The following is a 22,766-nucleotide window of genomic DNA, read 5'->3' as shown; positions in this document are numbered from 1 at the left end:
AACTTCTCACTGCACGATGCTCTCAGAATTCGCCTGCGTTCAAGTTCCTTCACCTAACCAAACTTAAGATTGCACGCCTGATTAAAATTTAGCCCCGCTAGTTAATTACGCGACGGGTTTTTAAGAAGCTGGGTTTAGAGAATCCATACTGCCCAAAAGCGCTATGCAAGGAAGCCACTGCTGTGAGGTAGCCCCAGTCTTGGCGGTTCCCGTCGATAGCGCAGCGTTAGCGAGTTATCGAGCGTCTGGGGACTGCCGAACCCGGAGGGTCTTTTCCAAGGAGAGACGCTAAAAGCCTTAGCGAGTCTGCGAGCATCTGAGGTCTCCCCAAGTAAAGCAAGTGGCGTGGAAAGTACAGGTGTTTGATTGTCTAGAGAGAAGGTAATTTTACGCCATTAGACTCTGATTTTTAACTAAAAGGAACTGCTGGTGAACCCAATTTTCCCACATGTAGAATCGGTAACAATTAGGTAAGCAGCTTAATAAGCAGCGAGGGCGAACCTTATCTCCATTATTGTAGATTTAGAGCGCACTTCCAGAAAATAGTTCTAGATATCGAGTTGGCTAATCAGTATAGCATTGCAAGCAAGACTACCCAGATAAGTTAGCACTGACCAAAAATTTCGTCAAAAAAGAGCTACTGCTACAATTAGGACATCCAGGCAAGGGACTTCCAATTAAAAAAATAATCAATTACTGTGTAAGCAGGGGAGCAGCACAACTCTTGGAGACGCTCCGCGTAGCTTGCTTCCACGAAGTGGTACGACTCATTTCGGCTACGCGGTAATTGAGCGTAGTCGAAATTCAATGACCAACGCTCAGTGACCGAGGAGCAGGTGGTCACTGAGCGTAGCCGAAGTGGGAGCAGGGGAAGAAAGAAGAATATCATTTAAACAAATTGATTAATTTATTCTCTGGAAGTCCCCAAAGCAAGAATATTACCTTGACGGCTCAGAGCAGAGAATTATACCTACTCATTGCCTGCCAAGAAACTGATGATACATAGTAGGCAATTAAAAATGAATAAATACAATATTGGCAGGCAGGAAAGGGTATCGAGTGGATGTAAATTAAAGTAAGGGCAGCCGATCTCGCTTGAATATACAGGCAGTATCAACCCCGTTATTAAAAATATTTAGATTGGTAGCAGTATTATGTTGGCTCAATTCCAGAGCTTGTATCCCAAGGGCAGTTTGATTTCTGAATTAGTGCAAATTTTTCAAGGAAAATATATTGTTCGGGCAAGCGTGCAAATTGAAGGCGTAACCCGTGCTACGGGTATGGCAGCAGCAGAAACAGTAGAAGCAGCAGAAGACCAAGCTAGAAACAGGGCGCTGATAGTTTTGGGTATTACAAACGCGCCACCAGAATCAATCGCGTTGACTTCAAATCCAGTTTCGCCAGCACAGCTAAATCCTGACTTAAATATTAAAGGTGGATTGAATGAGCCTGCTGCTTATTCCTCTGCAAAAAATGAGAATTTTGTTAGTAGTCAGTGGCCAGCAGTCAGCGACAAAGAAATCTCTATACCGCCTTCCAAAGAACGGAACATCAAACCAGAAGTAGTAACAAGTAGTAAGGAACAATACGGGTATAGCAATGCTGCGCCCCTAGCAAGCGATACCTATAGCCAAGATTTAGGTCAAAATCCGATGACTGCCAACCGGGAGCTAGAATTCGATCCTCCAGTTGAGAACTTGGAAATAAACTTTGATAACCAGCCAGAAAATCAAACCTTTCCGGCAATTTCTGCCAACAATGTCACACCATTTACACCCCGGAGTTACAGCCCTCAAGAAAATGCCACTACCCCGTCAGTGACAGGAAAGAGAAAGAAAAAAGCTGAACCAGTTGATTTATCAGATGTAATTGCTAAAACAGATGTCGAACTTCAGCGTTTAAACTGGACACCAGAACAAGGACGGGAGCATCTGATTAAAACCTACGGTAAGCGGGGGCGGACTTTGCTGACTGAAGAAGAATTACACGGATTCCTCAAATACTTACAATCTCAGCCAGACCCAATAGCAGGATTTTGATTAGTCATTTGTCATTAGTCATTAGTCATTTGTAATGACTAATGACTAATAACATCGGCTCTTGAAACAGTAACGAAGCTATGGAACCTGTGAATTTTTCTGAAGTAATTGCTCAAACAGACGTTGAAATGCAGCGATTAGGCTGGACAACAGACCAAGGACGGGAACATCTGATAAAAAATTATGGGAAGCGATCGCGTACTTTACTGACACAATTAGAATTACTAGACTTCCTCCAATACCTTGAATCTCAACCATTAGATCGAGTTGTGACTGCCAAAATTAATGTTGACATCGAACAGTTATGTTGGACACAACAGCATGGGCAAATTAATGCTGAAATCGAACGGTTATGTTGGATGAAAGAGGAAGAACAGAAGTATGTCATAACAACTTCTAGCAAGCAAAGTCAGAATTCGCCTACCCAAGAAGAATTATTAGAATTACCCAAATATTTAGAATCTCAACCTACAGTAGAATACTCTAGCGTTCTTGATGCAGAATATAAAGAGTTGCAAAATTTCTCTACATACTCAAAAAAATCAAATAAGGTAATTCCCAAAATGTCTTTTGAGGATTTATCAAATGTAATTGCTAAAACAGATGTCGAAATCCAGCGCTTAGGCTGGACACCAGAACAGGGGCGGGAGCATTTGATTAAAACCTACGGTAAGCGCGGGCGGACTTTGCTAACTGAAGAAGAATTACACGAATTTCTCAAATACCTGCAATCTCAGCCAGACCCAAGAGCAGGATTTTGATTAGTCATTAGTCTTTTGCTAATGACTAATGACTAATGACTAATGACTAAACAACAGCAACTGCTGGGCGACTACCAGCGGAGTGACGGTCAATCACTTGGTCAATCAAACCGTAGTCCCTGGCTTCCTCTGGCGACATGAAAAAGTCACGTTCAGTATCTTCAGCAATGCGCTCAATTGGTTGACCTGTATGTTCGGCTAAATAGTCATTTAGCCGCCGCTTATGATAGAGAATTTCCCGCGCCTGAATTTCAATATCAGTCGCCTGTCCTTGAGCGCCGCCTAGAGGTTGATGAATCATAATCCGAGAATGGGGTAGGCTCATCCGTTTACCCTTAGTACCCGCGCTGAGGAGAAAAGCGCCCATACTCGCCGCCAATCCGGTACAAATTGTACAGACATCAGGGCGAATATGTTTCATAGTGTCAAAAATGCCCATACCAGCCGTCACCGAACCACCGGGAGAATTGATGTACATATAAATGTCTTTCTCCGGGTCTTCAGCATCCAAATACAGCAGTTGGGCAACAATCAAGTTGGCAATATTGTTATCAACTTGTTGTCCCAAAAAGATGATGCGCTCACGTAACAGCCGTGAGTAGATGTCAAAGGCGCGTTCACCTCGACCCGATTGTTCAATAACGATAGGAATCATGGAAGCGTGTTTGTGGCTACTTTAAATACATTTTATCGGTGACAGCCCGAAACTGGGGCTGATCTCTACTATTCCCAGGTAGATATAAGTAAATCTTGGCTATTCTGTCTGATTCAACAAAGGAGCAAAATGTGCTTTTGCAATAGATTCAACCTCCAAGGGCACTTTTTAGCGACAAAAGCTGTCTAAGAAAATATCCCGGTTTAGGGAAGAATAAATCAAAAAACTTCAATTGTCGCCAATCTTATATCTCGGACTTTACTGTACAACCTTGGCGATGTATCGACTAGACCGATAACCGAAATCCGATTTGCTTAGGGAATTATGTTAACGAGCAGTAACATTTTAAACATTTTTTTAGGATTTCCTTCGGCATTTATCAAGTTATTTTTGTTAGATTCGGTAAATCGCGAGTACGAGGTGTATTTAGAATAACCAGTCGCAGTTGAAATGCTATCCATTCACAAGAGACGTGCCATGCTGGAAAAACTTATACAAGCCGCCATCATCACCTTCTTGCTCCATCTGATAGCAGGACTTAGCCCAAATACTTTAATACAAACAAAGACAGCATCACCTGTGCGAGAAACGCCACCAAATATTGTTAGCTTGCTATTGCGATCTTTTCAATAAAAATGTTTCATAAATTGCAGTGGTGTAAGTAATAAGGCGTACATAAACCTAATTATTAGGGACTGACAAAAAATAAATTATCCTAAATTATTTGTAGATTTGTAGAGGCACAAGGCCTTGTGCCCCTATGTTCGCTGAAAGTCCCTTGTATAACAATAATTAATTGCTTTGTAGTTAGCGCTGACTACAAAACTGCATTTTTTACACCAACTTACTTAGGCGAGATGAAAAACAAAGTAATAATTCGTTCGTTGAGTTTCTTACTTAATGTATATAGCTGTCTTAAGCTAACATTCTTGAGAACGGGGTAGACTGAGCAAAGAAGGCAACTACTGGCATTTGATCATGACTAATCGCCTTGCTGAAGCTAAGAGCCTCTATCTCCGCAAACACGCCGAAAACCCGATTGATTGGTGGCCTTGGTGTGATGAAGCACTTGCAACTGCAAGAGCGCAAAATAAACCGATTTTTCTTTCCATTGGCTATTCTAGTTGCCACTGGTGTACTGTCATGGAAGGCGAGGCTTTTTCTGATATTGCGATCGCTGACTACATGAACAGCAATTATCTTCCGATTAAAGTAGACAGGGAAGAAAGACCAGACCTCGATAGCATCTATATGCAAGCTTTGCAGATGATGAGCGGTCAAGGAGGTTGGCCTTTAAATATTTTTCTTTCCCCAGAAGATTTAGTGCCGTTTTACGCTGGTACTTATTTCCCTGTAGACCCCCGCTATGGTCGTCCGGGATTTTTGCAAGTTTTGCAAGCGCTTCGTCGTTATTACGATACAGAAAAAGCGGACTTACAACAACGTAAAGCCTTAATTGTTGAGTCTCTGCTCACGTCTGCGGTGTTGCAAGACGGTACAACAGATGAGCTTGAAGACCATGAATTACTCCGCCAAGGTTGGGAAACTAGCACAGGTGTAATTACTCCTAGTCAATCTGGCAATAGTTTTCCGATGATTCCCTACACAGAATTAACACTGCGGGGAACTCGATTTAATTTTGAATCTCGTTATGATGGCAAGCAAGTTTGCACCCAACGGGGACTAGACTTAGCGCTGGGGGGCATTTATGACCATGTAGGCGGTGGTTTTCATCGCTATACTGTTGACCCGACTTGGACAGTACCCCACTTTGAAAAGATGCTCTACGACAATGGACAGATTGTCGAGTATCTGGCTTATTTATGGAGTGCAGGAATACAAGAGCCAGCTTTTGAAAGGGCGATCGCTGGTACTGTACAATGGCTGAAGCGGGAAATGACTGCGCCTGAAGGTTACTTCTATGCTGCTCAAGATGCCGACAGCTTCACAGAATCCACGGCTGTAGAACCAGAAGAAGGAGCCTTTTATGTCTGGAGTTACAGCGAACTACAACAACTGTTAACGCCTGAAGAATTAACCCAATTACAACAGCAATTTACGGTGACGCCTAACGGCAACTTTGAAGGACGTAATGTTTTGCAAAGACGCCATTCAGGTCAACTGAGTGCAACGCTGGAAAAGGCACTGAGTAAGCTGTTTACCGCTCGTTACGGCGTTAGTCCTGAATCTCTAGAAACTTTTCCCCCGGCTCGAAACAACCAAGAAGCAAAAACCACTAACTGGCCAGGTCGCATTCCCTCTGTGACAGATACAAAGATGATTGTCGCCTGGAATAGCTTGATGATTTCTGGGCTAGCTAGGGCTGCTGGGGTTTTTCAACAACCTTTGTACCTGGAATTAGCAGCACGAGCGGCGAATTTTATTTTGGAAAATCAGTTTGTCGATGGGCGTTTCCAGAGACTCAACTATCAAGGAGAACCAACCGTTTTAGCCCAGTCTGAAGATTACGCTTTGTTTGTTAAAGCTCTCTTGGATTTACAAGCTTGCAACCCTGAGCATAAGCAATGGTTAGAAAAAGCGATCGCTATCCAAGATGAATTTAACGAATTTCTCTGGAGTGTAGAATTAGGTGGTTACTATAACACATCAAGCGATTCTAGTCAAGATTTAATTGTTAGAGAGCGCAGTTACGCAGATAATGCTACACCGTCAGCTAATGGAATTGCGATCGCTAACCTTGTCCGTCTCGCCTTACTTACCGATAATCTAGATTATTTGGATTTAGCAGAACTTGGTTTGAAAGCTTTTAGAAGTGTAATGCATCGCGCTCCCCAAGCTTGTCCTAGCTTGTTTACAGCTTTGGATTGGTATCGTAACTCTACCTTGATTCGTAGCACCACTGAGCAAATAAACTCGCTGATCCCCAAGTTTCTACCAACGGCTGTGTTTGCCATAACATCTGATTTACCAGAGGGGAGCGTTGGGTTGGTTTGCCAAGGCTTGAAGTGTCTAGCACCAGCAGAAAGTGTAGAACATTTATTGCAGCAAGTGGAGAAAAGTCAGGTGAGGGCGGGAAATAGTTTTATTTTTCCCAACTAGAATGTTGCCAGCAGGTCATCCACTCCCGATCGTAACTTTCTGCGCGGTTGCTCATTTGACCCCGTATAATGATGATGCCTAAACAGACCAAGGATTAACCATTACAAGCCCTATCCCAGCAAAATCTTTTTCGTTACGGGTGACAAGTGATAAAGAGTTATGAATTGCGATTGCTGCAATCAGAGAATCCATGAGAGGTAGAGGTCGCCCATTCTGTTCTAGTTGCCCAACTAAATTCCCCACAACACCATTGTTGAGATATCTATACTTAAGATTCTTTGTTGAAAGCGATTGGGTAGAGTTTGATTCAGCCAAGTTGTTAGAGATTCTTTGCACTTAGATGCAGTAATTTTGCTGATGCCTTTAGCGATTTCGCCAATTGTAATGACGCTGAGGTAAAGTGTTTCTGGCACTTGGGCATCTAGCCAATCTAAAACTTGTTGATGTGGTTGTTTGGCAACAAGTTCGGAAATTACGCAGGTATCAAGGAGGTAGGTCATAGGGTGAAGGCATCGCGGTGAAGGGTGCGATCTCGACTCAGGTCAAGTTCTTCGGTAAGTTCAGCTAAAGGGGATTGACGGAAAAACTCTGAGAGTTTGCTTGGTTGATCTGGGTGGGTGTCATTGTGTGTGGTCAGGCTTTGGGCAAGTATTTGGATGATGTACAGTTTATCGTTGGGGGAAAGCTGAAGGAGTTGTTGTTCAAGTTCTTGGATAGGCATGATGGGGTTTAAGTAGAAGATAAATTTATTCTACTTTCAGCGTCAGGGGTTAATTTAGTTTGACTCGTTTTTTACCCTCTGTTTTTTTGACGAATGACTATTAACTCATGTAGCAAATTAACAGCGATTGTGTTATCTGGAGGTAAGAGTTCTCGGATGGGTCAAGATAAAGCCTTGATTCCCATTCAAGGGATACCATTGTTGCAGCGAGTTTGTGGGATTGCTCAAAGCTGTGCTGATGTTGTTTATGTAGTAACTCCCTGGCCTGAACGCTATCAAGACTTGCTTTTGCCTGGTTGTCAATTTATCCGAGAAGTACCTTTATCTGGAGAATCTCTAGCCCACGGGCCTTTAGTTGGATTTGCTCAAGGACTAGCCGAAGTAGAGACAGAATGGGTACTGCTGCTAGCTTGCGATTTGCCGAGGTTGCGAGTTGAGGTGTTGCAAGATTGGGTAACTAGACTCGATCGCGTCGGGGATAATGCGATCGCAGCTTTAGCTTGTCATCCCAAAGGCTGGGAACCTCTGTGTGGTTTTTATCGCCGTCGCTGTTTGCCACAACTCCTAGAGTTTATCAACCAAGGGGGGCGATCGTTTCAGCAGTGGCTTCGGCAATATCCAGTAGAAGTTCTGCCCTTAGCAGAACCCGAAATGCTACTTAACTGTAATACACCAGAGGACTTGGCTTTAAGTTGAGTTGGAGAGTGGGGACTTAATCGTGAACTGAACCTGCCGAAACTTTGGTAATCTACGCGCAGCGTCTTGATTCTGAATTAGGAATTCTGACTCCTGAATTCTTGCCTATTCAACGTTTTAGCCCTAACGTGGAACTGCTAACTATATGTATTAATTAAGGATGCGAGGAGGAATCATGGGGCAGACACAGGAGCTAGGACAAATTATCATCCTGAATGGTGTCCCGCGATCGGGAAAGTCGAGCATTGTCGCAGTGATTCAGGAGACATTTGATGGTCTGTGGATGAATTTGGGTGTTGATAGATTTATGCAAATGACTCCCGCACGATACCTGCCTGGGATTGGTTTGCGGCCAGGGGGAGAACGCCAGGACATCGAACCCTTTGTTCCCATTCTTTACAGCGCCATGTATGAGTCTATCGCTGCCCACAGCCGCTTGGGTCTGAATGTCGTGGTTGATGTCGGACACCATGACGCCTACGCAATAAAGCGGGGTATTCTGGCTGATAGTGCCCGACGTTTGAAGGGATTGCCGGTTTTGTTCGTAGGCGTTCACTGCCCCATTGAGATCGTTATGGAACGACGACAAAACACGGGGTGGAATGTGGGAAGTACAGCTGACTCCCCCATACCACATCCGGTTCAGTTATGGCAACGTGAAGTCCACATCCCTGGCATTTATGACCTGGAAGTGGATACCTCTTTGTTAAGCCCAGGTGCGTGTGCTGAGATAATACGCCAGTACCTCGCAGATAGTCCAACACCGTCGGCATTCCAACGACTCGCTACACACTATACTTAACCTGTAGTTATAACTGTGTTAACTATATTTGGTATGAATTTGTAAAGTGTGTGATTCTATCAGTTAAAAGTTAAAAGGGAAATTCAATCCCTTTTTACTAATTTTGCAAGAAGTCTACTTAACTCGACAGAATTTGCGATCGCTATCACTCTGAGGATATTGCCAAGAATAGGCAAAGTGGCTAACTCCCTTAAGTTGGGGGGCAAATTGGCGGAGTGCCTGCATTTGCACCTCTAGGGATGGACGATTACTAACAGATTTTCCCCACTGACCGGCTAAAGCTGGGATTATCTGCGTACCCGGTTTTGCCATACTCAAAACCCGTTGCACTTGCGACACGATACAACTGACATTACCGCAATTTCCATAAGCCATAGGATGCCACTCTAATGTATTGGGAAACCGATCCCAAGGTTGCAAACGAGAATCATACCCTTGTCCAACAGTTTGGTTGCCATCAGGAAAAAACACCACTCCTGTAGAAACACCTTGCTGCTTTGCTGGGTAACTAGCGATGGTGACAAAATCTAGAATTCCTTGCATAGCGTGGGCAACGGCAAGCTGCCACAAGTCCCATTGTAAAATTCTTTGTCTATCGATTGCAGACAAGATTGACTTTTGCGCTAGTGGGATGCGTCCTTGCCAAAGAGGTTCACCTTCTTGAGGATAAAGTTTATCAACTTCAGCTACATCTCCCCCAGTGACAAATCCCTTGCTTAAAAAGCGACGAATCAAGTCCAGCGCTTTGTAATTCTGTGCCCGTTTAAATAAAGCTTCTTGGGTTGCGGGACTAAATAGCCATAAATCTGAAACTTTAGTGGCGATAGAATCACTTCCAGCTTGGCGAGGATAACGCACGTAATCCAATAGCAAGCCATCTGGACGACGGCGCAAAACTTCTTGTACCAATTGGTAGTAGTCGCGTTTTGCTTGCAGGTTGTAGGGGTCGATAAATAGTTGAGAGCCATTATCTACCACATATAAACTTGTTTGACCTTTGCCATTACGAGCGATCGCACTTTCTCTATCTGGACGCTGGGCGTAAGTATAGCCGAAATTTGTGGTAAACATCCAAGCATATACCTTTAAACCACGTTGCCGACCTTTTTTTATTGCCGTGGCGAGTATATCAATGTTTTCTGCCCCTGGAGTGCGAATCACAGCAGGCCAAACCGTCGGGTTAGCTCTTGCTGGTAATAGTACCTGCCCATCGTAAAATACTTCTATATAAACTTGGTTATAGCCGCCATTAACAATCCGATCCATAATTTGATCGATTATTCCTGGCTGAATGTCACAAGGATACAAGCGTAACCAAATGGCTTGGGTTTGCGGCCAAGTTCGAGAGCGACATTGCTTTAATTTCTGCGCCTGTTCTTGTATTATGCTTTGGTAGCGCGTTTGAGCATCTTGTTTGCCTTTGAGCGCTGACAAACGTAAGTTTTCTTTTTGTTGCGCCGCAGCTGATGATAACTGACAATACTCAGTTACTTGCGCTCTTGCTGGTTCGCTTCTCAAGTTGGGGAGCAACAAACTACTAGTAAAAACAACAGCGAATAAGCGCCGCCAAAATAATATCGATCTTGCAAAGTTCAAGGGACGGTTAGACATATCTAGCAGTAGATGGACACAATAATCATCGACCCCAACTTAGATAATTGTGGGCAATGTGTATCAAAATTTATAGTTCAGTAACAAGGATTTTGAAACCTACTTTTTCAAGACTCCTAAACAGGTATTTGTGTTGCCATTGGCTCTAGAAGGGTAGGTTTCGCCGCTTGGGGAACTCCAAATTGTGCAATCAACGCTACTTCTTCCTTGTCTTTTGGAAGGCTTACGCAAAATAGCTCTCAAACTCTATATTCCCCTGACTCCACCAAAGTTCTGGGTGAGGGAAGCTGCCACTCAGAGTTCTCTGTGCCTTGGAGCAGTTATTTCTCAAAAATAGGATGCAGCCGAAAGTTAACCATTCAATCTCCACCCACTATCAATCAATACAGTTCAGAATGAGCAAGAAAACCCAGATGTAGAGACGCGATTTATTGCGTCTTGAAAGACCAATTATCTACACCAATAACCCTTAAACCAAGCATATTGTACTATCAATACTGCTTAGGGTAAAGCATTTTTAACTTGGAATTGGGTTTAGGTTAAAGCTTTTTATTTCCCCTTTCACTTTTTCTCAAAACCTACGCAGTATTGACCCGCTATGTTTAGAAGTCTTAAGTATTTTGTTAAATAAAATAAACTCTGAACACAATAAATACATAATTATTTTTTTCTGATTTAATTAAATATGACATGCTGTCATACTCAATATCGATATATATTCCCCATTTCAAAACTTACAACAAAGTGCAGCATTTTTTCGACTAAACCTATCTCTAGGATCGATCAATTAGTAGCTCTTTGTTGTGAGAGGAATATTAGCATTCTGCCTAAGGAACAGCAGGAATAAAATACTTATTTTTTCTAGCTGAATCAACTCGAAAATATTTAAAAATGCGGAATATCTTAGATTATATCCGTATATTGCTGTGCTACTCAATCGCTCATAAAATTATGAAGAAATTACCGATCGCTTTGATTTTAGTAATATTTACTACTGTCAGCATCCTGTTAGGGCCAAGTAAAGCGTATGCCCAATCTTTCCAGCCAAATGTCCAAGGTGTGCAGAGCCAGATAAAATATACTCGCAGTAGTGTTTTTTCTGAAAAAGGTAAAAAGGATTTAAACTCATTGGCAAATGCGTTGGCACAAATGCGAGCTTTGGCTTGTCAAGATTCTAAAAGTTGGTATTACCAAGGTGCAATCCATTGGACTCCAGGTTTGAGTAATTTTCCCCAGAGTAACTCACTCTGTAACAAATATACTGAAGCTGCATTCAACGATCCACAGCAGCAACAAGAGGTACAAAAACTGTTAGAGGCTTGGCAACATTGTACTCATGGAAGATCCGATCAAAATTTAAACTTACCCATCGCTCAAATTGCTGGCAAGAATTTTTTACCTTGGCATCGACTTTACCTAGTTTACTTTGAGAAAATTGTTCGTAAACTCTCTAAAGATCCTCAATTTGCAATTCCATACTGGGACTACACTAGGGCAGATAAAAGAACTATGCCACCGGAATTTATCACATCTAGCTCTCTATATACAAACTTGAGAAATAGTGTCCTCAATTTTGTTGGTGGAGCGGTTGAACAAATCGAACAACAACAGATTAAGAAGGATAAAAACAAAGCATACAAAACTAATATTTTTAATCAATCGCCTCTCAATTTTAGTAATCAAATTGAGAACTCACCTCATGGTGAAATGCATGGTTACATAGGTGGTGATGTTGGTGATGCAGCCAATCCTATCTGGAATAATCAGCCTGCTCCCGCTCAAATCGGGCTAATGGGAGATGTTGGTACTGCTGGATTTGATACTATCTTTTGGATACATCATTCTAGCATCGATCGCTACTGGGAGTCTTGGCAAAAAGCACCAATAAACCCAGAACAAAAAGAAGCTAGACAAGCGAAACCGGAGGATTTGCCACTACCATCGAATTTAGCCCCAATCTATACCTTTGCTGATGAAGATGGTAATCTAGTAAGTCATAACACTCCTCAATCAGTTATTGATGCAATTTATAGTGTGGACTATAAATACGATCGGCTAGATCCAGATGCAAAAGTAGCACTTGTTAAAAGCGTTGTCATAAAACCAACAGAATTGAGGGCTAGACTAGCCTCACCCGTTTCTGTTCTGGCTGATGGGCAACAACTTCATCAGAGCTTAAATAAATTAACAGATGTGACTGTGCCATTATCTACTCCTCTGCAAAAGATTCCTGTATTATTAGATGCTCGGACTGTAACGGAATCTGTGGGACAGGAATTATATTTGTTGGAAGTTAAATTGTCTTTCACAGAAAAACCAATCGGCAACTATAACGTCTATGTCAATTTGCCCCGTACCAAGTCGATCTCTAGCATAATCAGCGATATAGATCGCTACTATGTTGGTTCTGTTAACTTCTTTGATGTGCATGGCGAAGATGCAAACAGTAAAACCTTTGTTTTTGATGTCACTAAAGAAGTTAATGCACAGTTATCTGAATTGAAAGAGCCTCAGACAGAAAATATAGAGGTAAAGTTTGTCTCAGATAGTACTGCTCGTTCGCAGGAAATTTACATTGAAAATATTACGCTACGCAAATTAGCGTAACTAAAATCTGACTTATATAAGTAGTTTGAAAGACTTTGAGTGAATTTAAGGCGATCGCGTTTATCTCGCTTCAATTATATGAGGTATGCGATCGCTTTCACCTATTTGTCACTAAGCTACTGAATTTGCCAACAACACTATTCTGTTATCTTTGCAGTAAAATTTAATAAATAGCAAGTAAATATTGACAATAAGTTTACATTATGTATAGGTAAATTATGACCAAGCTGATTTTTGCTCTGGTTTTAATCATATTTACTATTGGGAATATACAGAACTTAAATAATACATACGCACAGGTATCTCAAAATAACATTCGCCAAATTAATTGGAAAAATCAGGTTTTAGTGAATACCCAATCATCTTTTAATCTTGCAACTCAAGAGCAGCAGCAAGCAAAGTTTATTTCCTCTCAACAGGTTAAAACAAAGTTGACAGATAATCCATTGACACCAACGCAAGTAACTTTTCCCTTATCTACCCCTCTGGAAATTGATACAGCTAGGTCTGAGGAAGTTTATCTACTGGAAATTCAAGTTGCTTATCAGGGTGAGCCAAAAGGAAACTACAGCGTTTATCTTAATTTACCAAACCTCAAAGCGATCGCTGATATCGATACTTACTATATTGGTTCGGCTAATTTCTTTGATCTACCAAGTCCAAACCAAGGTATAAAAAAGTTTAATTTTTATATTACACCTGAGTTGATTAAGCAGGTGCAAAAGCGCGTAAAACCATCAAAAATTCAAAATTTAACATTGACTTTCATTCGCGACCAAGGTCATGCAAGCACAGAGCTTGTTATCGATCGGGTTGCACTATCAAAATTATGAGCTGCTTGAGTCTGTGTGCAGCTCTGGCTACATAAACAAAATTGAAAATTTTCAACTTGGATTCAGATCAACTCAAGAAAGTGGTAAGAGCTAATTTGTCAACTCAAGTAAAGTACTTGTCTAATCAGGGTTTCAGTAATTTAAGTCAATACAGCACTTATTCGCTGAAACTTAGACCTAGCAATGAGTTGAGTACCCTTCAGATTTTCTTTACGAATAAGCTCTAAAACTAATTCGTAATTCATATTTATAATCAGTGTTGGCTCTGTAGCCATTTTAATTACGAATTAGAAATTACGAATTAGTAATTAAATAGTTAACCGCCACGCTTTAGCGCTGTCTCTACCTGCTGCAACTCTTTTTCTAGACGATTTTTGAGTTTTTCAGGTACAGGACGATTTGGGTAAGAACTGTAATGTCCAGCCAGAGAATTGAGGGCTGTCCGTATGGTTGTAAACGAGCCAAGACCAGAAACAGAGTTAACCCGCTGGTAGCGAGCTGAAAAGTCATTAATTTTTTGCCGCGCTTCTGCTTGAATTGCTGCCTTGTCTGGTGAATCTTGTGAAAGATCCAGAGCTTGTCTCATAATATTGACCACAGCTAAGGTGTCTTGACGATAATCCCCAGTCAAACTATCTGGACTGCCAGAACAACCCATTAAGCCGATAGCTACAACCAAAACCAGCGCAAGCAAACGCGACCAATAGCGCTTCATCTGCATAAGTAAAACAATACGTAAATCAACGTCCATCCTATCTTGGATTGGTAACTTGGGGATCAATTGAGTGGGGAATGGGGGGTGGAGGGGAAGCAGGGGGAGCAGCACTTCGACTACGCTCAGTGACCGAGGAGCAGGGGGAGCAGGGGGAGCAGCACTCGACTACGCTCAGTGACCGAGGAGCAGGGGAGCAGGGGAAGCAGGGGAGCAGGGGGAGAATAAAAATTACCTCTTTTCCCAATGCCCAATGCCCAATTCCTAACGACTAATAACTTTTTGATAAAGAGTATCTCGTTGTTGGTAAGGTCTTCCTAAAGAAGCGATCGCAGTTTGCAAGGTTTCCACTTCCATATACGTACCGCCCAAAGCACCTGCCATTGTGGTAATGTGTTCCTCCATCAAAGTGCCGCCGATATCGTTGCAACCCCAAGCTAAGGCTTCTGTCGCACCTGCAAGCCCCAGTTTTACCCAACTCTGCTGATGGTTGGGAATCCAATTACCTAAGTAAATCCGCGCTACAGCTCCTAATAGCAGAGCATCACTCAAAACTGGTTGATCGCGTCCGACACGGCGACGTAATGATTTAGGCGCTTCTTGACCTACGAAGGGTAATAAAATAAACTCTGTAATCCTGGCTGGATATCCCCGATTGATAGCAGTTTTTTGGAGCGATCGCAATTTTTCTAAATGCCCGATTTGCTGTTCGTGGGTTTCAATATGCCCAGATAACATGGTGCTGGTGGTATGCAAGCCTAATTTGTGAGCAGTGCTGACAATTTCTAGCCAAGTGGCTGTGTCAATCTTCTCTGGACACAATATCCGCCTGACTTCATCATCTAATACTTCCGCTGCTGTTCCCGGCATTGAGCCAACACCAGCATCATGCAAAGCAGTAATCACCTCAGCATATTCCAGTCCGTCAAGTCTGGCAATAAATTGCACTTCCTGGGGAGAAAAAGCGTGTAAATGTATCTGGGGAAATTCCTGTTTAATGGTTTCTACGACTTTCAGGTAGTAGGGTAAAGATTTACCATTTATCAGTGCTTGTGGATTTAATCCCCCCTGCATACAGATTTCTGTTGCACCCCGTTTTACTGCATCTGTGGCTTTTTCCAAAATTTGCGCCGAATCTAACCAGTATGCATCGGTATCACCATCATCTCGACGGAATGCACAAAAACTACAGTGCTGCTCACAAATATTAGTAAAGTTAATATTACGGTTAATTATGTAGGTGACAGTATCGCCTGCTTGAGTGTGGCGGAGTGTATCGGATGTAGTACGTATTGCTGCGATCGCCTCTGGCTCTGTTTGTTGTAACAATACTACTCCCTCTTCGGGGGATAAGTCGTATCCCATCAAAGCACGTTCCAGAATTGTTTCAAACGCAATTTTTGTCAGCATTACTTTCTTAATTTCTCGGTAAATCTTAATTTTATGAGCTTGGAAATAATAAAATTCTACTTAATAAATATACTAATTTATTGTAAATCCCAAATTTGAACATAAGTTTTACCTTGAAAGCTGTTAAAAGAGCTTATCTTATCCCATAACACTACCTTTTTATAGTTTATAAAACCCATTAATAAAAAAATAATTGTGGTTCAACCACAACTATTTTAATTGATTAATCTATATCTTTGTATTAGCAGGAATCTTTAGTAAAATGATATTACTAATTTGTTCTTACTTGTGGTTTTCGTCGATGTTGTATTAACAATCCAATCGCCATACCAATACCGACAAAGGCTGTAAAGTAAAATAAACCAATCAATCGGATGTAAATTGGTGGTGCGATCGCTTCAACTTCAACTTCCTGTGCTACCTTCACTGGTGTAAATTGATGGCTAGATCCTGGTAAAGGAGTTGCTTCCACCTCGATTTTGTGAGGTGAACCATCGAAAAATTGTTCAAGCCATGTTAACTTACCTTGTTCGTCAGGAATACCTTTGTAGTCAAAGACTGTTAAATTGTGTTCTGTGGCGATCGCTTTTATCTGCAAAGCTACATCTGTTATCGGTTGTCCGGTTGTAGCATCTTTCACCTGTAACGCTAAATTCGCAAGTTTTCCGACAGTTGCGTTTTTATCTCCCTCTAGATTGATTTCTAATCCCTGAGATTTTTGAGATGATGGTGCGATCATTTCAGTACTAGTTGAGTGATGTTCGCTGCCATGAGCTTCTGCAACTTCTGCACTAATATTGATAACTAATAAGGTTATTATAGCCACTACAGTTAATGCACTTAATAAAAGGCGAACTGACTGTGGTGCAATTTCTCCTTGTTGTAGTTCTTCTTGTCCGCCAATAATCCAACCACCCAACAATCCAAGTGACAGTAAAATAGCTGCAATTACAGCAAAATATTTATATTTGATTGGATTTTCGTGGACATTTAAATTTAAGGTTTGTTCATAAGCAGCAAAAGTGTTTGCTACCAAAGGTGACACTTTAACGAATAGTTGGTAATTACCGCGGATGGGTAACATCTGCTGAATTTCTAGCTTCCCATCAGGTGCATTGGCATTCATTTCCAACAATTTTGTCCCCTCAACAATGGGAAAATCTGTTGTTAGCCAAGGATTACGCGGCGGTGTCAAAATTTGTAAATTAATTTTGGCATTTGTTAAAGATTTACCCGCAGCATCAACAGCTTGTAAAGTCAAAGTAACAGGAGATTGTGGTTTTTCTGCTTCTGCTTCAAAGGGGAGAATACGTTCTAAAGGTGGATTGGTAGAAAGTAGGACTTTGGACGTAGGAATTTGGGAACTTCCCACAAAGGAATAAAGAACTGACAAAACAATGCAAACAGCGCTGATAACTCCAAAAAGCCGATATTTTTTCATAAAAACTTACGGTAAATGTGAAGCTTATGTAATTTCTGCAAGTTAAGCTTTCATAGCAGTGGATGAAAGTTACTCCAGATTATTACTAAGTAAAACAATCCCAGTCAAAGAATTAGTCAGAAATCAGACATCATTTTAAATCAAGTTAAGGTGATGTAGAGATGGTTTGTTTATCATCTCTACAAAACCTAAAAGTTATTTCCCAGCAAAAAACTGGCGCGAAATTTGCACTATTTTAGCGTCGTAACTTTGTTATGTGATGTAGCAAAGCTTCATGCACCTAAAAATCTTGGGATTATGATAATTTAGTGACATGCAACGCCTAATGTGTGGTGACGCGTTGAGTGTGCTGTGTTATGAACCGCAGGATAGGTGGAGAACAAAACAGTCCAGATAACTAAAGAAGATAGGAGCATATAAAGTGTTACCTGCACAGGTTTGGATAAGGTAATACCTGCGGTCTTCTGCAATAGTGAAATATGAGAAAAACTAGTCATTTTTGACCTCCTAATAATAAATTTGGCTAATTCATCAATCAAAGGGCATAACGCCACTTGATTGCAAAAAGATATACCATCAACTTTGTATTTGACAAGTGTGTATCAAATGTCTTGTGTAATTCGACTTTAGTGAATACTATACTATCCTTTGACATCGGGCGATCGCGATGCAGAAATCTACACATAAAGTCCATACAAATAACAAAAGAATGACACATGATTTTGAGTCATGGCATTTTCAGCGCTGCTAACACGAAGGTAACAGATAAAAATTAAAAATTCTCATATTACCTAAGCATTCAAAATTCCTTGAATAAAGGTAACTTATGTTATCTCTAAACCAATTCAATACATTAGAGATTAGCAATAGTTTCTTGCTTGTGTCCATATTCAAGGTGCTATTATACTCATTGTTTATACTGGAAGTATTGCTGAAGCAATCAGCATATCAGGAATATGTATGAACCAGTTAGTTTTATCTAAATATTATTTATACATAAATAATCGTATAAATACAGTGAAAATCACGTAAATATTGCGAAAGTTTTTAGAGTTCATCTAGATTTAACAACTTAACTGGCAATTTAGAAGGACTTAAAAATTATTGACAATAATTATTAATTCCTCTAATATCTAAAAGCAATTGCAAATCTTTTGCAATTCTTTTTTATTGCTAACTGTAACTAAATGTCATGCCCAACAACTTCGCTCTAAGTAACGGAAAACCTTGGAGCCGCCGTCAATTATTGCAGCTGGGACTAGCAGGTGCTGGAATAACTGGTGCAGCTGGACTTTGGCAGATGCTAAATATACCAAGTAAGTCAATCGTGAAAGTGCCACCATTCGATAGGTCAGCACCAGACGATGTTACTAACCCAATGAAGATGTTGAGAGATTTTGATTATGGGACAGTGAAGCAAGAAAATGGGCGGACTATCCGAGAATTTCAGTTAACTGCTGGTTCTTCCATCATAAAACTCAATAGTGCTGTCTCTTATAACATCTGGGATTTAAACGGTCGCATACCAGGGCCAACGCTACGGGCAAAACAGGGCGATCGCATTCGGGTATTATTTCTCAACAACGCTGGACATTCTCATTCTTTACATTTTCATGGCGTTCATCCAGCAGAAATGGATGGTGTTCGCCCAATCAGCAATGGTAGCGCCACAATCTACGAATTTGATGCTGAACCTTATGGCGTTCATTTATACCACTGCCATATTGAACCAGTCACCCGTCACATCGCCAAGGGACTGTACGGAATGTTTATCATCGATCCACCGACTCCCCGTCCCCCGGCTGATGAAATCGTACTAGTGATGGGTGGATATGACGTGAATGATGATAGCCATAACGATTATTACGCCTTCAACGGTCTGCCCCACTATTACATGCATAATCCTATTGGCATTTACAAAGATCAGTTGATTCGATTGTATGTCCTCAACATCATTGAATACGATCCAGCAGTAACGTTTCATCTCCATGCCAACTTCTTTGATGTCTATCGCTACGGCATGACTATGACTGCTAGTGAGAAAGCAGATGTGATTACGATGGGTATCGCAGAAAGACACATTTTAGAATTTGCTTTTCGTTATCCAGGTAAGTATATGTTTCATCCCCATCAAGATGCGATCGCAGAAAACGGTTGTATGGGTCAATTTGAAGTACTTGCTGATAGTAACTCTCAAAATAATGTTAAACATTCTTGACAATATTCTTAGTAATTTGTAATTAATTTATTAAAATTTTCGCCAACTAGTTGATAAAAAATCTCATTATATGCAAAAGTAAAATCTATGACAATCTGTCAAACAAACTACTTTCTAGTAATAGTTTGAGTAATAGTTTGAAATGTTTCAATTAATACCTTTTAATTCGTGTGAGGAGCAAAGATGATAAAACTTCGTTATATCTGTTTAGCAGCAGCAACAGCGGTAATAGTTACCTTGAGTTCTTGTAGTAATACGCCAACCGCAGAAAATCCATCAGCACCAGTTGCTAGCACTCCAGCTACAGAGGCAGTAAGTAATAACAGTCATAGCGGTCACAGTAACAAAGAAAAAATTAATATTAACAGCGCTATATTGTCAGAATTGGATAAATTTGAAGCTAAACTAGGTGTTCCGGCTTTATCCAACAAAATCCAGGCAGCTCGTCCCTACGGTAGCCCAGAAGATTTAGTTACTAAAAAAGTAATTACTCAAGAACAGTTTGACCAAATTAAAGACCAAGTTGGCGTTCAAGAAGTGGTACTTACAGGTGAAGCAAAAGATGTTGATTATATGTCTAAATTAGGCTTAATGAAAGGGCATCTTTTGGTAGCCAAAGAACTGCTAGATCAGAATCAGCCGAAACAGGCAGAACCTCATATTGGGCATCCAGTAGAAGAGATTTACGTTGACGTGGAAGATCAACTTAATGAACGCAAAGTCAAAGAATTTAAGACAACTTTGGTGAGTTTGCAAGATTTAGTGAAATCTAGTCCGAAGGATAGCAAAGTCAAAACTAATTTTACCTCTTCAATGCAAGCAGTTGATGGAGCGATCGCAGCTTTGCCAGAAGCTCAACGCTCAAAACCAGGATTTACGCTACAGGTAATTAACGAACTACTAGATTCAGCCAACTCCGAATATGGCGCGGCGATCGCAAATGGTAAAGTAACCGCGCCAATTGAGTATCAAGACTCCCGTGGTTTTGTCTTTTACGCCAATGAATTATACAAAGGAATCTCTAGTCAAGTAGCTCAAGCAGATCCCGAAGCACACAAAGCGATCGATACTAGTTTTGCTGAACTAATAAAAGTTTGGCCCGCCGCCATCCCACCAGCAAAAGCAGTAAAAATTCCTAATGATGTTACCAAGCTAGTGAAAACCATTGAGGAAAACTCTCAAAAAGTAGTTGACAAATCCAATACCCAAGCACAACGATAACACTTTAATTTAATGGAAACTATAGGTTAAGGAGTTTAAAATAGTTAGGAGTTAAGAGTTAAGAGTTATGAGTTATGAGTTATGAGTTATGAATCCCAAACTACTAACTCCTAACTTCTAACTCCTAACTAATTACAACGAGTTTAAAATAGTTAGGAGTTAAGAGTTATGAATTATGAGTTATGAATCCCAAATCCCAAACTCCTAACTCCTAACTCCTCACTTCTAACTCTTAACTAATTACACTCCCTTCGTTACTTTAACTAACAACTGATGCAAGAACTTGACCAGAAAAAGACTATTGACCTGCTGAACGCCATCATGGAATTTGAACTAGCAGGAGTAGTGCGCTACACACATTATTCTTTGATGGTAACTGGCCCTAACCGGATTCCAATTGTAGCTTTTTTCAAAGCACAGGCTAGTGAATCTTTACTTCATGCCGAACAAGTGGGAGAAATTCTTACCGGTTTAGATGGGCATCCCTCCCTGAAAATTGCCCCAATGGAAGAAACCTACCAGCATAAAGTCAAGGATATCTTGGAAGAAAGTTTATCCCATGAAAAAAAGGCATTGGATCTGTATAAAAAATTGCTTGATACTGTCACCAATGCCAGCATTTACCTTGAAGAATTCGCTCGCGGTATGATTGGACAAGAAGAGATGCATAATCTCGAACTGAAAAAGATGCTACGCGATTTTGGTTAATAGTCATTAGTCATTAGTCCTTAGTCATTAGTCATTGGTCATTAGTCAAAAAGAAATTCAAAGGACAAAGGACAGATGACAAAGAACAAAGGACTAATGACAAAGGACAAAAGACAAAGGACAAAAGATGAATTTTAGTACTGCTCTACCTACTTTTGTAATCACACTTCGAGAAGGAGTGGAAGCTGCCCTTGTTGTTGGTATTGTGCTAGCTTTGCTAAAAAAAGCTAAACAATCCCGACTCAATTCATGGGTATATGCTGGTGTCGGCGTTGGCATTGTCGTCAGTGCCTTAATAGGCGTGTTATTCAGTTGGATAATTCAAGTACTGGGAGCTGCGAATCCTCAATACACCACCGTTGTTGAACCAGCGCTAGAAGGTGTATTTAGTGTATTAGCGATCGCAATGCTCAGTTGGATGCTAATCTGGATGACTAAACAAGCCAGATTCATCAAAGCGACAGTTGAAGGAGCAGTAACAGAAGCACTGACACAAAACTCCAATGCTGGCTGGGGTGTTTTTACTTTAATTTTAATTGCCGTTGTCCGCGAAGGCTTTGAAACTGTTCTCTTCGTTGCAGCAAATTTTCAACAGGGATTAATGCCAGCGTTGGGTGCTATCGCTGGTTTGGTAGCCGCATCTGCCATTGGGGTGCTGCTATTTAAATGGGGTGTCAAAATTAACATCCGCCAGTTTTTCCAGGTAATGGGCGTTTTATTAGTGTTAATTGTCGCTGGGTTAGTAGTTTCAGCCTTGAAACATTTTGACGAAGCAGTAGCTAACCTTGCCCTTAGCAGTCGTGCCACAGAAAGCCTTTGTTTCTATTACGAACGTTTTACAAAAGTCCACTCCTGTATTTTGGGGCCAATGGTTTCCAATACTTCCACAATCTTGCCTGACGAACAGTTTCCTGGGATTATTCTCAAATCTTTATTTGGCTATAGAGACAACCTCTATCTTGTGCAAGCAGTAGGATATGTGACATTTTTACTCACCATTGGAGGACTGTATTTCCGCAGCCTTGGGGGTACTTCTTCTGAAGGTAAAAAGAATATCCCTTTTGGTCAAAAACCAATTAGTTCTGCAAAAGATTAAAAGCACAGTCGGTTACCTCGTTTTCAGTCTCCCTTATTCCCAGTTTATGACTGGGAATTGCCTTTGGATAGCTACGCTAATGTCGATTCAAAAGTAGCTGCCTTAGTTAAAGTCACAGTTAATATTTTTGCCATTGTAATTGAATACAAATGTGTTCAAGTAATACCAATTTGAA

At 41.0% G+C, this 22,766-nt stretch carries 21 protein-coding genes; 12 read left to right on the top strand and 9 right to left on the bottom strand.

The genetic code is table 11. From position 1 onward, the window contains the following. Positions 1 to 1,154 precede the first annotated feature (1,154 nt). Positions 1,155 to 2,039 carry a hypothetical protein gene (locus ACR5KR_RS18880; RefSeq protein WP_448267583.1) on the top strand — a complete coding sequence of 295 codons (885 nt, stop codon included), beginning with the start codon at positions 1,155 to 1,157 and terminating at the stop codon, positions 2,037 to 2,039. An 80-nt stretch (positions 2,040 to 2,119) separates the two neighbouring features. Further along, a complete protein-coding gene (locus tag ACR5KR_RS18875) occupies positions 2,120 to 2,800 on the top strand; it encodes a hypothetical protein (protein ID WP_448267582.1) in 681 nt (226 codons plus the stop codon). A 46-nt stretch (positions 2,801 to 2,846) separates the two neighbouring features. On the opposite strand, the gene clpP is transcribed toward ACR5KR_RS18875, so the two are convergent. After that, positions 2,847 to 3,455, bottom strand: a complete 609-nt coding sequence (clpP, locus tag ACR5KR_RS18870; RefSeq protein WP_445631010.1) for an ATP-dependent Clp endopeptidase proteolytic subunit ClpP — start codon at positions 3,453 to 3,455, stop codon at positions 2,847 to 2,849. A 477-nt stretch (positions 3,456 to 3,932) separates the two neighbouring features. Between clpP and ACR5KR_RS18865 the strand changes: the two genes are divergently transcribed. After that, positions 3,933 to 4,088, top strand: a complete 156-nt coding sequence (locus tag ACR5KR_RS18865; RefSeq protein WP_322713238.1) for a hypothetical protein — start codon at positions 3,933 to 3,935, stop codon at positions 4,086 to 4,088. A gap of 345 nt (positions 4,089 to 4,433) precedes the next feature. Further along, positions 4,434 to 6,515: a thioredoxin domain-containing protein gene (locus tag ACR5KR_RS18860; protein ID WP_448267581.1), complete on the top strand. Its 2,082-nt coding sequence runs from the start codon at positions 4,434 to 4,436 to the stop codon at positions 6,513 to 6,515. A gap of 78 nt (positions 6,516 to 6,593) precedes the next feature. Here the strand turns inward: ACR5KR_RS18860 and ACR5KR_RS18855 are convergent, their stop codons facing one another. From ACR5KR_RS18855 to ACR5KR_RS18845, 3 genes are read right to left on the bottom strand one after another with little or no spacing between them, the layout of a single operon-like run. Further along, a complete protein-coding gene (locus ACR5KR_RS18855; RefSeq protein ID WP_448267580.1) occupies positions 6,594 to 6,758 on the bottom strand; it encodes a hypothetical protein in 165 nt (54 codons plus the stop codon). Then, the gene (locus ACR5KR_RS18850; protein WP_448267579.1) at positions 6,746 to 7,015 is read right to left on the bottom strand and encodes a PIN domain-containing protein; all 270 of its coding nucleotides are present in this window, start codon (positions 7,013 to 7,015) and stop codon (positions 6,746 to 6,748) included. The genes ACR5KR_RS18855 and ACR5KR_RS18850 overlap by 13 nt, the downstream gene beginning before the upstream one ends. Further along, on the bottom strand, positions 7,012 to 7,236 hold the full coding sequence (locus tag ACR5KR_RS18845; protein ID WP_448267578.1) for a hypothetical protein: 225 nt from the start codon (positions 7,234 to 7,236) through the stop codon (positions 7,012 to 7,014). Before ACR5KR_RS18845 ends, ACR5KR_RS18850 begins: the two co-directional genes overlap by 4 nt. Positions 7,237 to 7,329: 93 nt before the next feature. On the opposite strand from ACR5KR_RS18845, the gene ACR5KR_RS18840 reads away from it, so the two are divergent. Continuing rightward, on the top strand, positions 7,330 to 7,932 hold the full coding sequence (locus ACR5KR_RS18840; RefSeq protein WP_448267577.1) for a molybdenum cofactor guanylyltransferase: 603 nt from the start codon (positions 7,330 to 7,332) through the stop codon (positions 7,930 to 7,932). Between the two features lie 175 nt (positions 7,933 to 8,107). Then, positions 8,108 to 8,734, top strand: coding sequence for a chloramphenicol phosphotransferase CPT family protein (locus ACR5KR_RS18835; RefSeq protein WP_445631015.1), 627 nt, complete (start codon positions 8,108 to 8,110; stop codon positions 8,732 to 8,734). A 114-nt stretch (positions 8,735 to 8,848) separates the two neighbouring features. Here ACR5KR_RS18835 and ACR5KR_RS18830 read toward each other — a convergent pair whose 3' ends face one another. Next, on the bottom strand, positions 8,849 to 10,345 hold the full coding sequence (locus ACR5KR_RS18830) for a family 10 glycosylhydrolase (protein ID WP_448267576.1): 1,497 nt from the start codon (positions 10,343 to 10,345) through the stop codon (positions 8,849 to 8,851). Positions 10,346 to 11,236: 891 nt separating this feature from the next. Between ACR5KR_RS18830 and ACR5KR_RS18825 the strand changes: the two genes are divergently transcribed. Together ACR5KR_RS18825 and ACR5KR_RS18820 are read left to right on the top strand one after the other, a co-directional pair. Further along, positions 11,237 to 12,952 (top strand): tyrosinase family protein, encoded by a 1,716-nt coding sequence (locus tag ACR5KR_RS18825; RefSeq protein ID WP_448267574.1) that lies wholly within the window; start codon positions 11,237 to 11,239, stop codon positions 12,950 to 12,952. Positions 12,953 to 13,170: 218 nt separating this feature from the next. Next, positions 13,171 to 13,785: a hypothetical protein gene (locus ACR5KR_RS18820; RefSeq protein WP_448267573.1), complete on the top strand. Its 615-nt coding sequence runs from the start codon at positions 13,171 to 13,173 to the stop codon at positions 13,783 to 13,785. A gap of 316 nt (positions 13,786 to 14,101) precedes the next feature. On the opposite strand, the gene psb27 is transcribed toward ACR5KR_RS18820, so the two are convergent. From psb27 to ACR5KR_RS18800, 4 genes are all read right to left on the bottom strand, one after another. Continuing rightward, the gene (gene psb27, locus ACR5KR_RS18815; protein ID WP_335007745.1) at positions 14,102 to 14,506 is read right to left on the bottom strand and encodes a photosystem II protein Psb27; all 405 of its coding nucleotides are present in this window, start codon (positions 14,504 to 14,506) and stop codon (positions 14,102 to 14,104) included. 255 nt (positions 14,507 to 14,761) lie between these two features. Beyond that, entirely contained in the window at positions 14,762 to 15,907 is a 1,146-nt protein-coding gene (gene cofH / locus ACR5KR_RS18810; protein WP_448267572.1) for a 7,8-didemethyl-8-hydroxy-5-deazariboflavin synthase subunit CofH, read from the bottom strand. A 271-nt stretch (positions 15,908 to 16,178) separates the two neighbouring features. Then, positions 16,179 to 17,348 carry a hypothetical protein gene (locus ACR5KR_RS18805; RefSeq protein WP_448267571.1) on the bottom strand — a complete coding sequence of 390 codons (1,170 nt, stop codon included), beginning with the start codon at positions 17,346 to 17,348 and terminating at the stop codon, positions 16,179 to 16,181. Between the two features lie 305 nt (positions 17,349 to 17,653). Then, positions 17,654 to 17,845 (bottom strand): CbtB domain-containing protein, encoded by a 192-nt coding sequence (locus ACR5KR_RS18800; protein ID WP_448267570.1) that lies wholly within the window; start codon positions 17,843 to 17,845, stop codon positions 17,654 to 17,656. A gap of 695 nt (positions 17,846 to 18,540) precedes the next feature. On the opposite strand from ACR5KR_RS18800, the gene ACR5KR_RS18795 reads away from it, so the two are divergent. From ACR5KR_RS18795 to ACR5KR_RS18780, 4 genes are all read left to right on the top strand, one after another. Then, entirely contained in the window at positions 18,541 to 19,566 is a 1,026-nt protein-coding gene (locus tag ACR5KR_RS18795; RefSeq protein WP_448267569.1) for a multicopper oxidase domain-containing protein, read from the top strand. Between the two features lie 183 nt (positions 19,567 to 19,749). Continuing rightward, positions 19,750 to 20,787: a helix-hairpin-helix domain-containing protein gene (locus tag ACR5KR_RS18790; protein WP_445631022.1), complete on the top strand. Its 1,038-nt coding sequence runs from the start codon at positions 19,750 to 19,752 to the stop codon at positions 20,785 to 20,787. Positions 20,788 to 21,060: 273 nt separating this feature from the next. After that, positions 21,061 to 21,495 (top strand): ferritin-like domain-containing protein, encoded by a 435-nt coding sequence (locus ACR5KR_RS18785; protein ID WP_445631023.1) that lies wholly within the window; start codon positions 21,061 to 21,063, stop codon positions 21,493 to 21,495. Positions 21,496 to 21,622: 127 nt separating this feature from the next. Next, a complete protein-coding gene (locus tag ACR5KR_RS18780) occupies positions 21,623 to 22,591 on the top strand; it encodes an FTR1 family iron permease (protein ID WP_448267568.1) in 969 nt (322 codons plus the stop codon). The last annotated feature ends 175 nt before the right edge of the window (positions 22,592 to 22,766 follow it).

The sequence above is a fragment of the Nostoc sp. DSM 114159 genome (assembly GCF_053470285.1).
Note: the sequence above shows the minus strand (reverse complement) of the source record. Positions and strands in the feature narration are given on the sequence as shown.

Coding starts and splice junctions, on each gene's coding strand:
- ACR5KR_RS18880 (WP_448267583.1), top strand. CDS start 1,155: ATGTTGGCTCAATTCCAGAGCTTGTATCCCAAGGGCAGTTTGATTTCT.
- ACR5KR_RS18875 (WP_448267582.1), top strand. CDS start 2,120: ATGGAACCTGTGAATTTTTCTGAAGTAATTGCTCAAACAGACGTTGAA.
- clpP (WP_445631010.1), bottom strand. CDS start 3,455: ATGATTCCTATCGTTATTGAACAATCGGGTCGAGGTGAACGCGCCTTT.
- ACR5KR_RS18865 (WP_322713238.1), top strand. CDS start 3,933: ATGCTGGAAAAACTTATACAAGCCGCCATCATCACCTTCTTGCTCCAT.
- ACR5KR_RS18860 (WP_448267581.1), top strand. CDS start 4,434: ATGACTAATCGCCTTGCTGAAGCTAAGAGCCTCTATCTCCGCAAACAC.
- ACR5KR_RS18850 (WP_448267579.1), bottom strand. CDS start 7,015: ATGACCTACCTCCTTGATACCTGCGTAATTTCCGAACTTGTTGCCAAA.
- ACR5KR_RS18845 (WP_448267578.1), bottom strand. CDS start 7,236: ATGCCTATCCAAGAACTTGAACAACAACTCCTTCAGCTTTCCCCCAAC.
- ACR5KR_RS18840 (WP_448267577.1), top strand. CDS start 7,330: ATGACTATTAACTCATGTAGCAAATTAACAGCGATTGTGTTATCTGGA.
- ACR5KR_RS18835 (WP_445631015.1), top strand. CDS start 8,108: ATGGGGCAGACACAGGAGCTAGGACAAATTATCATCCTGAATGGTGTC.
- ACR5KR_RS18830 (WP_448267576.1), bottom strand. CDS start 10,345: ATGTCTAACCGTCCCTTGAACTTTGCAAGATCGATATTATTTTGGCGG.
- ACR5KR_RS18825 (WP_448267574.1), top strand. CDS start 11,237: ATGCGGAATATCTTAGATTATATCCGTATATTGCTGTGCTACTCAATC.
- ACR5KR_RS18820 (WP_448267573.1), top strand. CDS start 13,171: ATGACCAAGCTGATTTTTGCTCTGGTTTTAATCATATTTACTATTGGG.
- psb27 (WP_335007745.1), bottom strand. CDS start 14,506: ATGCAGATGAAGCGCTATTGGTCGCGTTTGCTTGCGCTGGTTTTGGTT.
- cofH (WP_448267572.1), bottom strand. CDS start 15,907: ATGCTGACAAAAATTGCGTTTGAAACAATTCTGGAACGTGCTTTGATG.
- ACR5KR_RS18805 (WP_448267571.1), bottom strand. CDS start 17,348: ATGAAAAAATATCGGCTTTTTGGAGTTATCAGCGCTGTTTGCATTGTT.
- ACR5KR_RS18800 (WP_448267570.1), bottom strand. CDS start 17,845: ATGACTAGTTTTTCTCATATTTCACTATTGCAGAAGACCGCAGGTATT.
- ACR5KR_RS18795 (WP_448267569.1), top strand. CDS start 18,541: ATGCCCAACAACTTCGCTCTAAGTAACGGAAAACCTTGGAGCCGCCGT.
- ACR5KR_RS18790 (WP_445631022.1), top strand. CDS start 19,750: ATGATAAAACTTCGTTATATCTGTTTAGCAGCAGCAACAGCGGTAATA.
- ACR5KR_RS18785 (WP_445631023.1), top strand. CDS start 21,061: ATGCAAGAACTTGACCAGAAAAAGACTATTGACCTGCTGAACGCCATC.
- ACR5KR_RS18780 (WP_448267568.1), top strand. CDS start 21,623: ATGAATTTTAGTACTGCTCTACCTACTTTTGTAATCACACTTCGAGAA.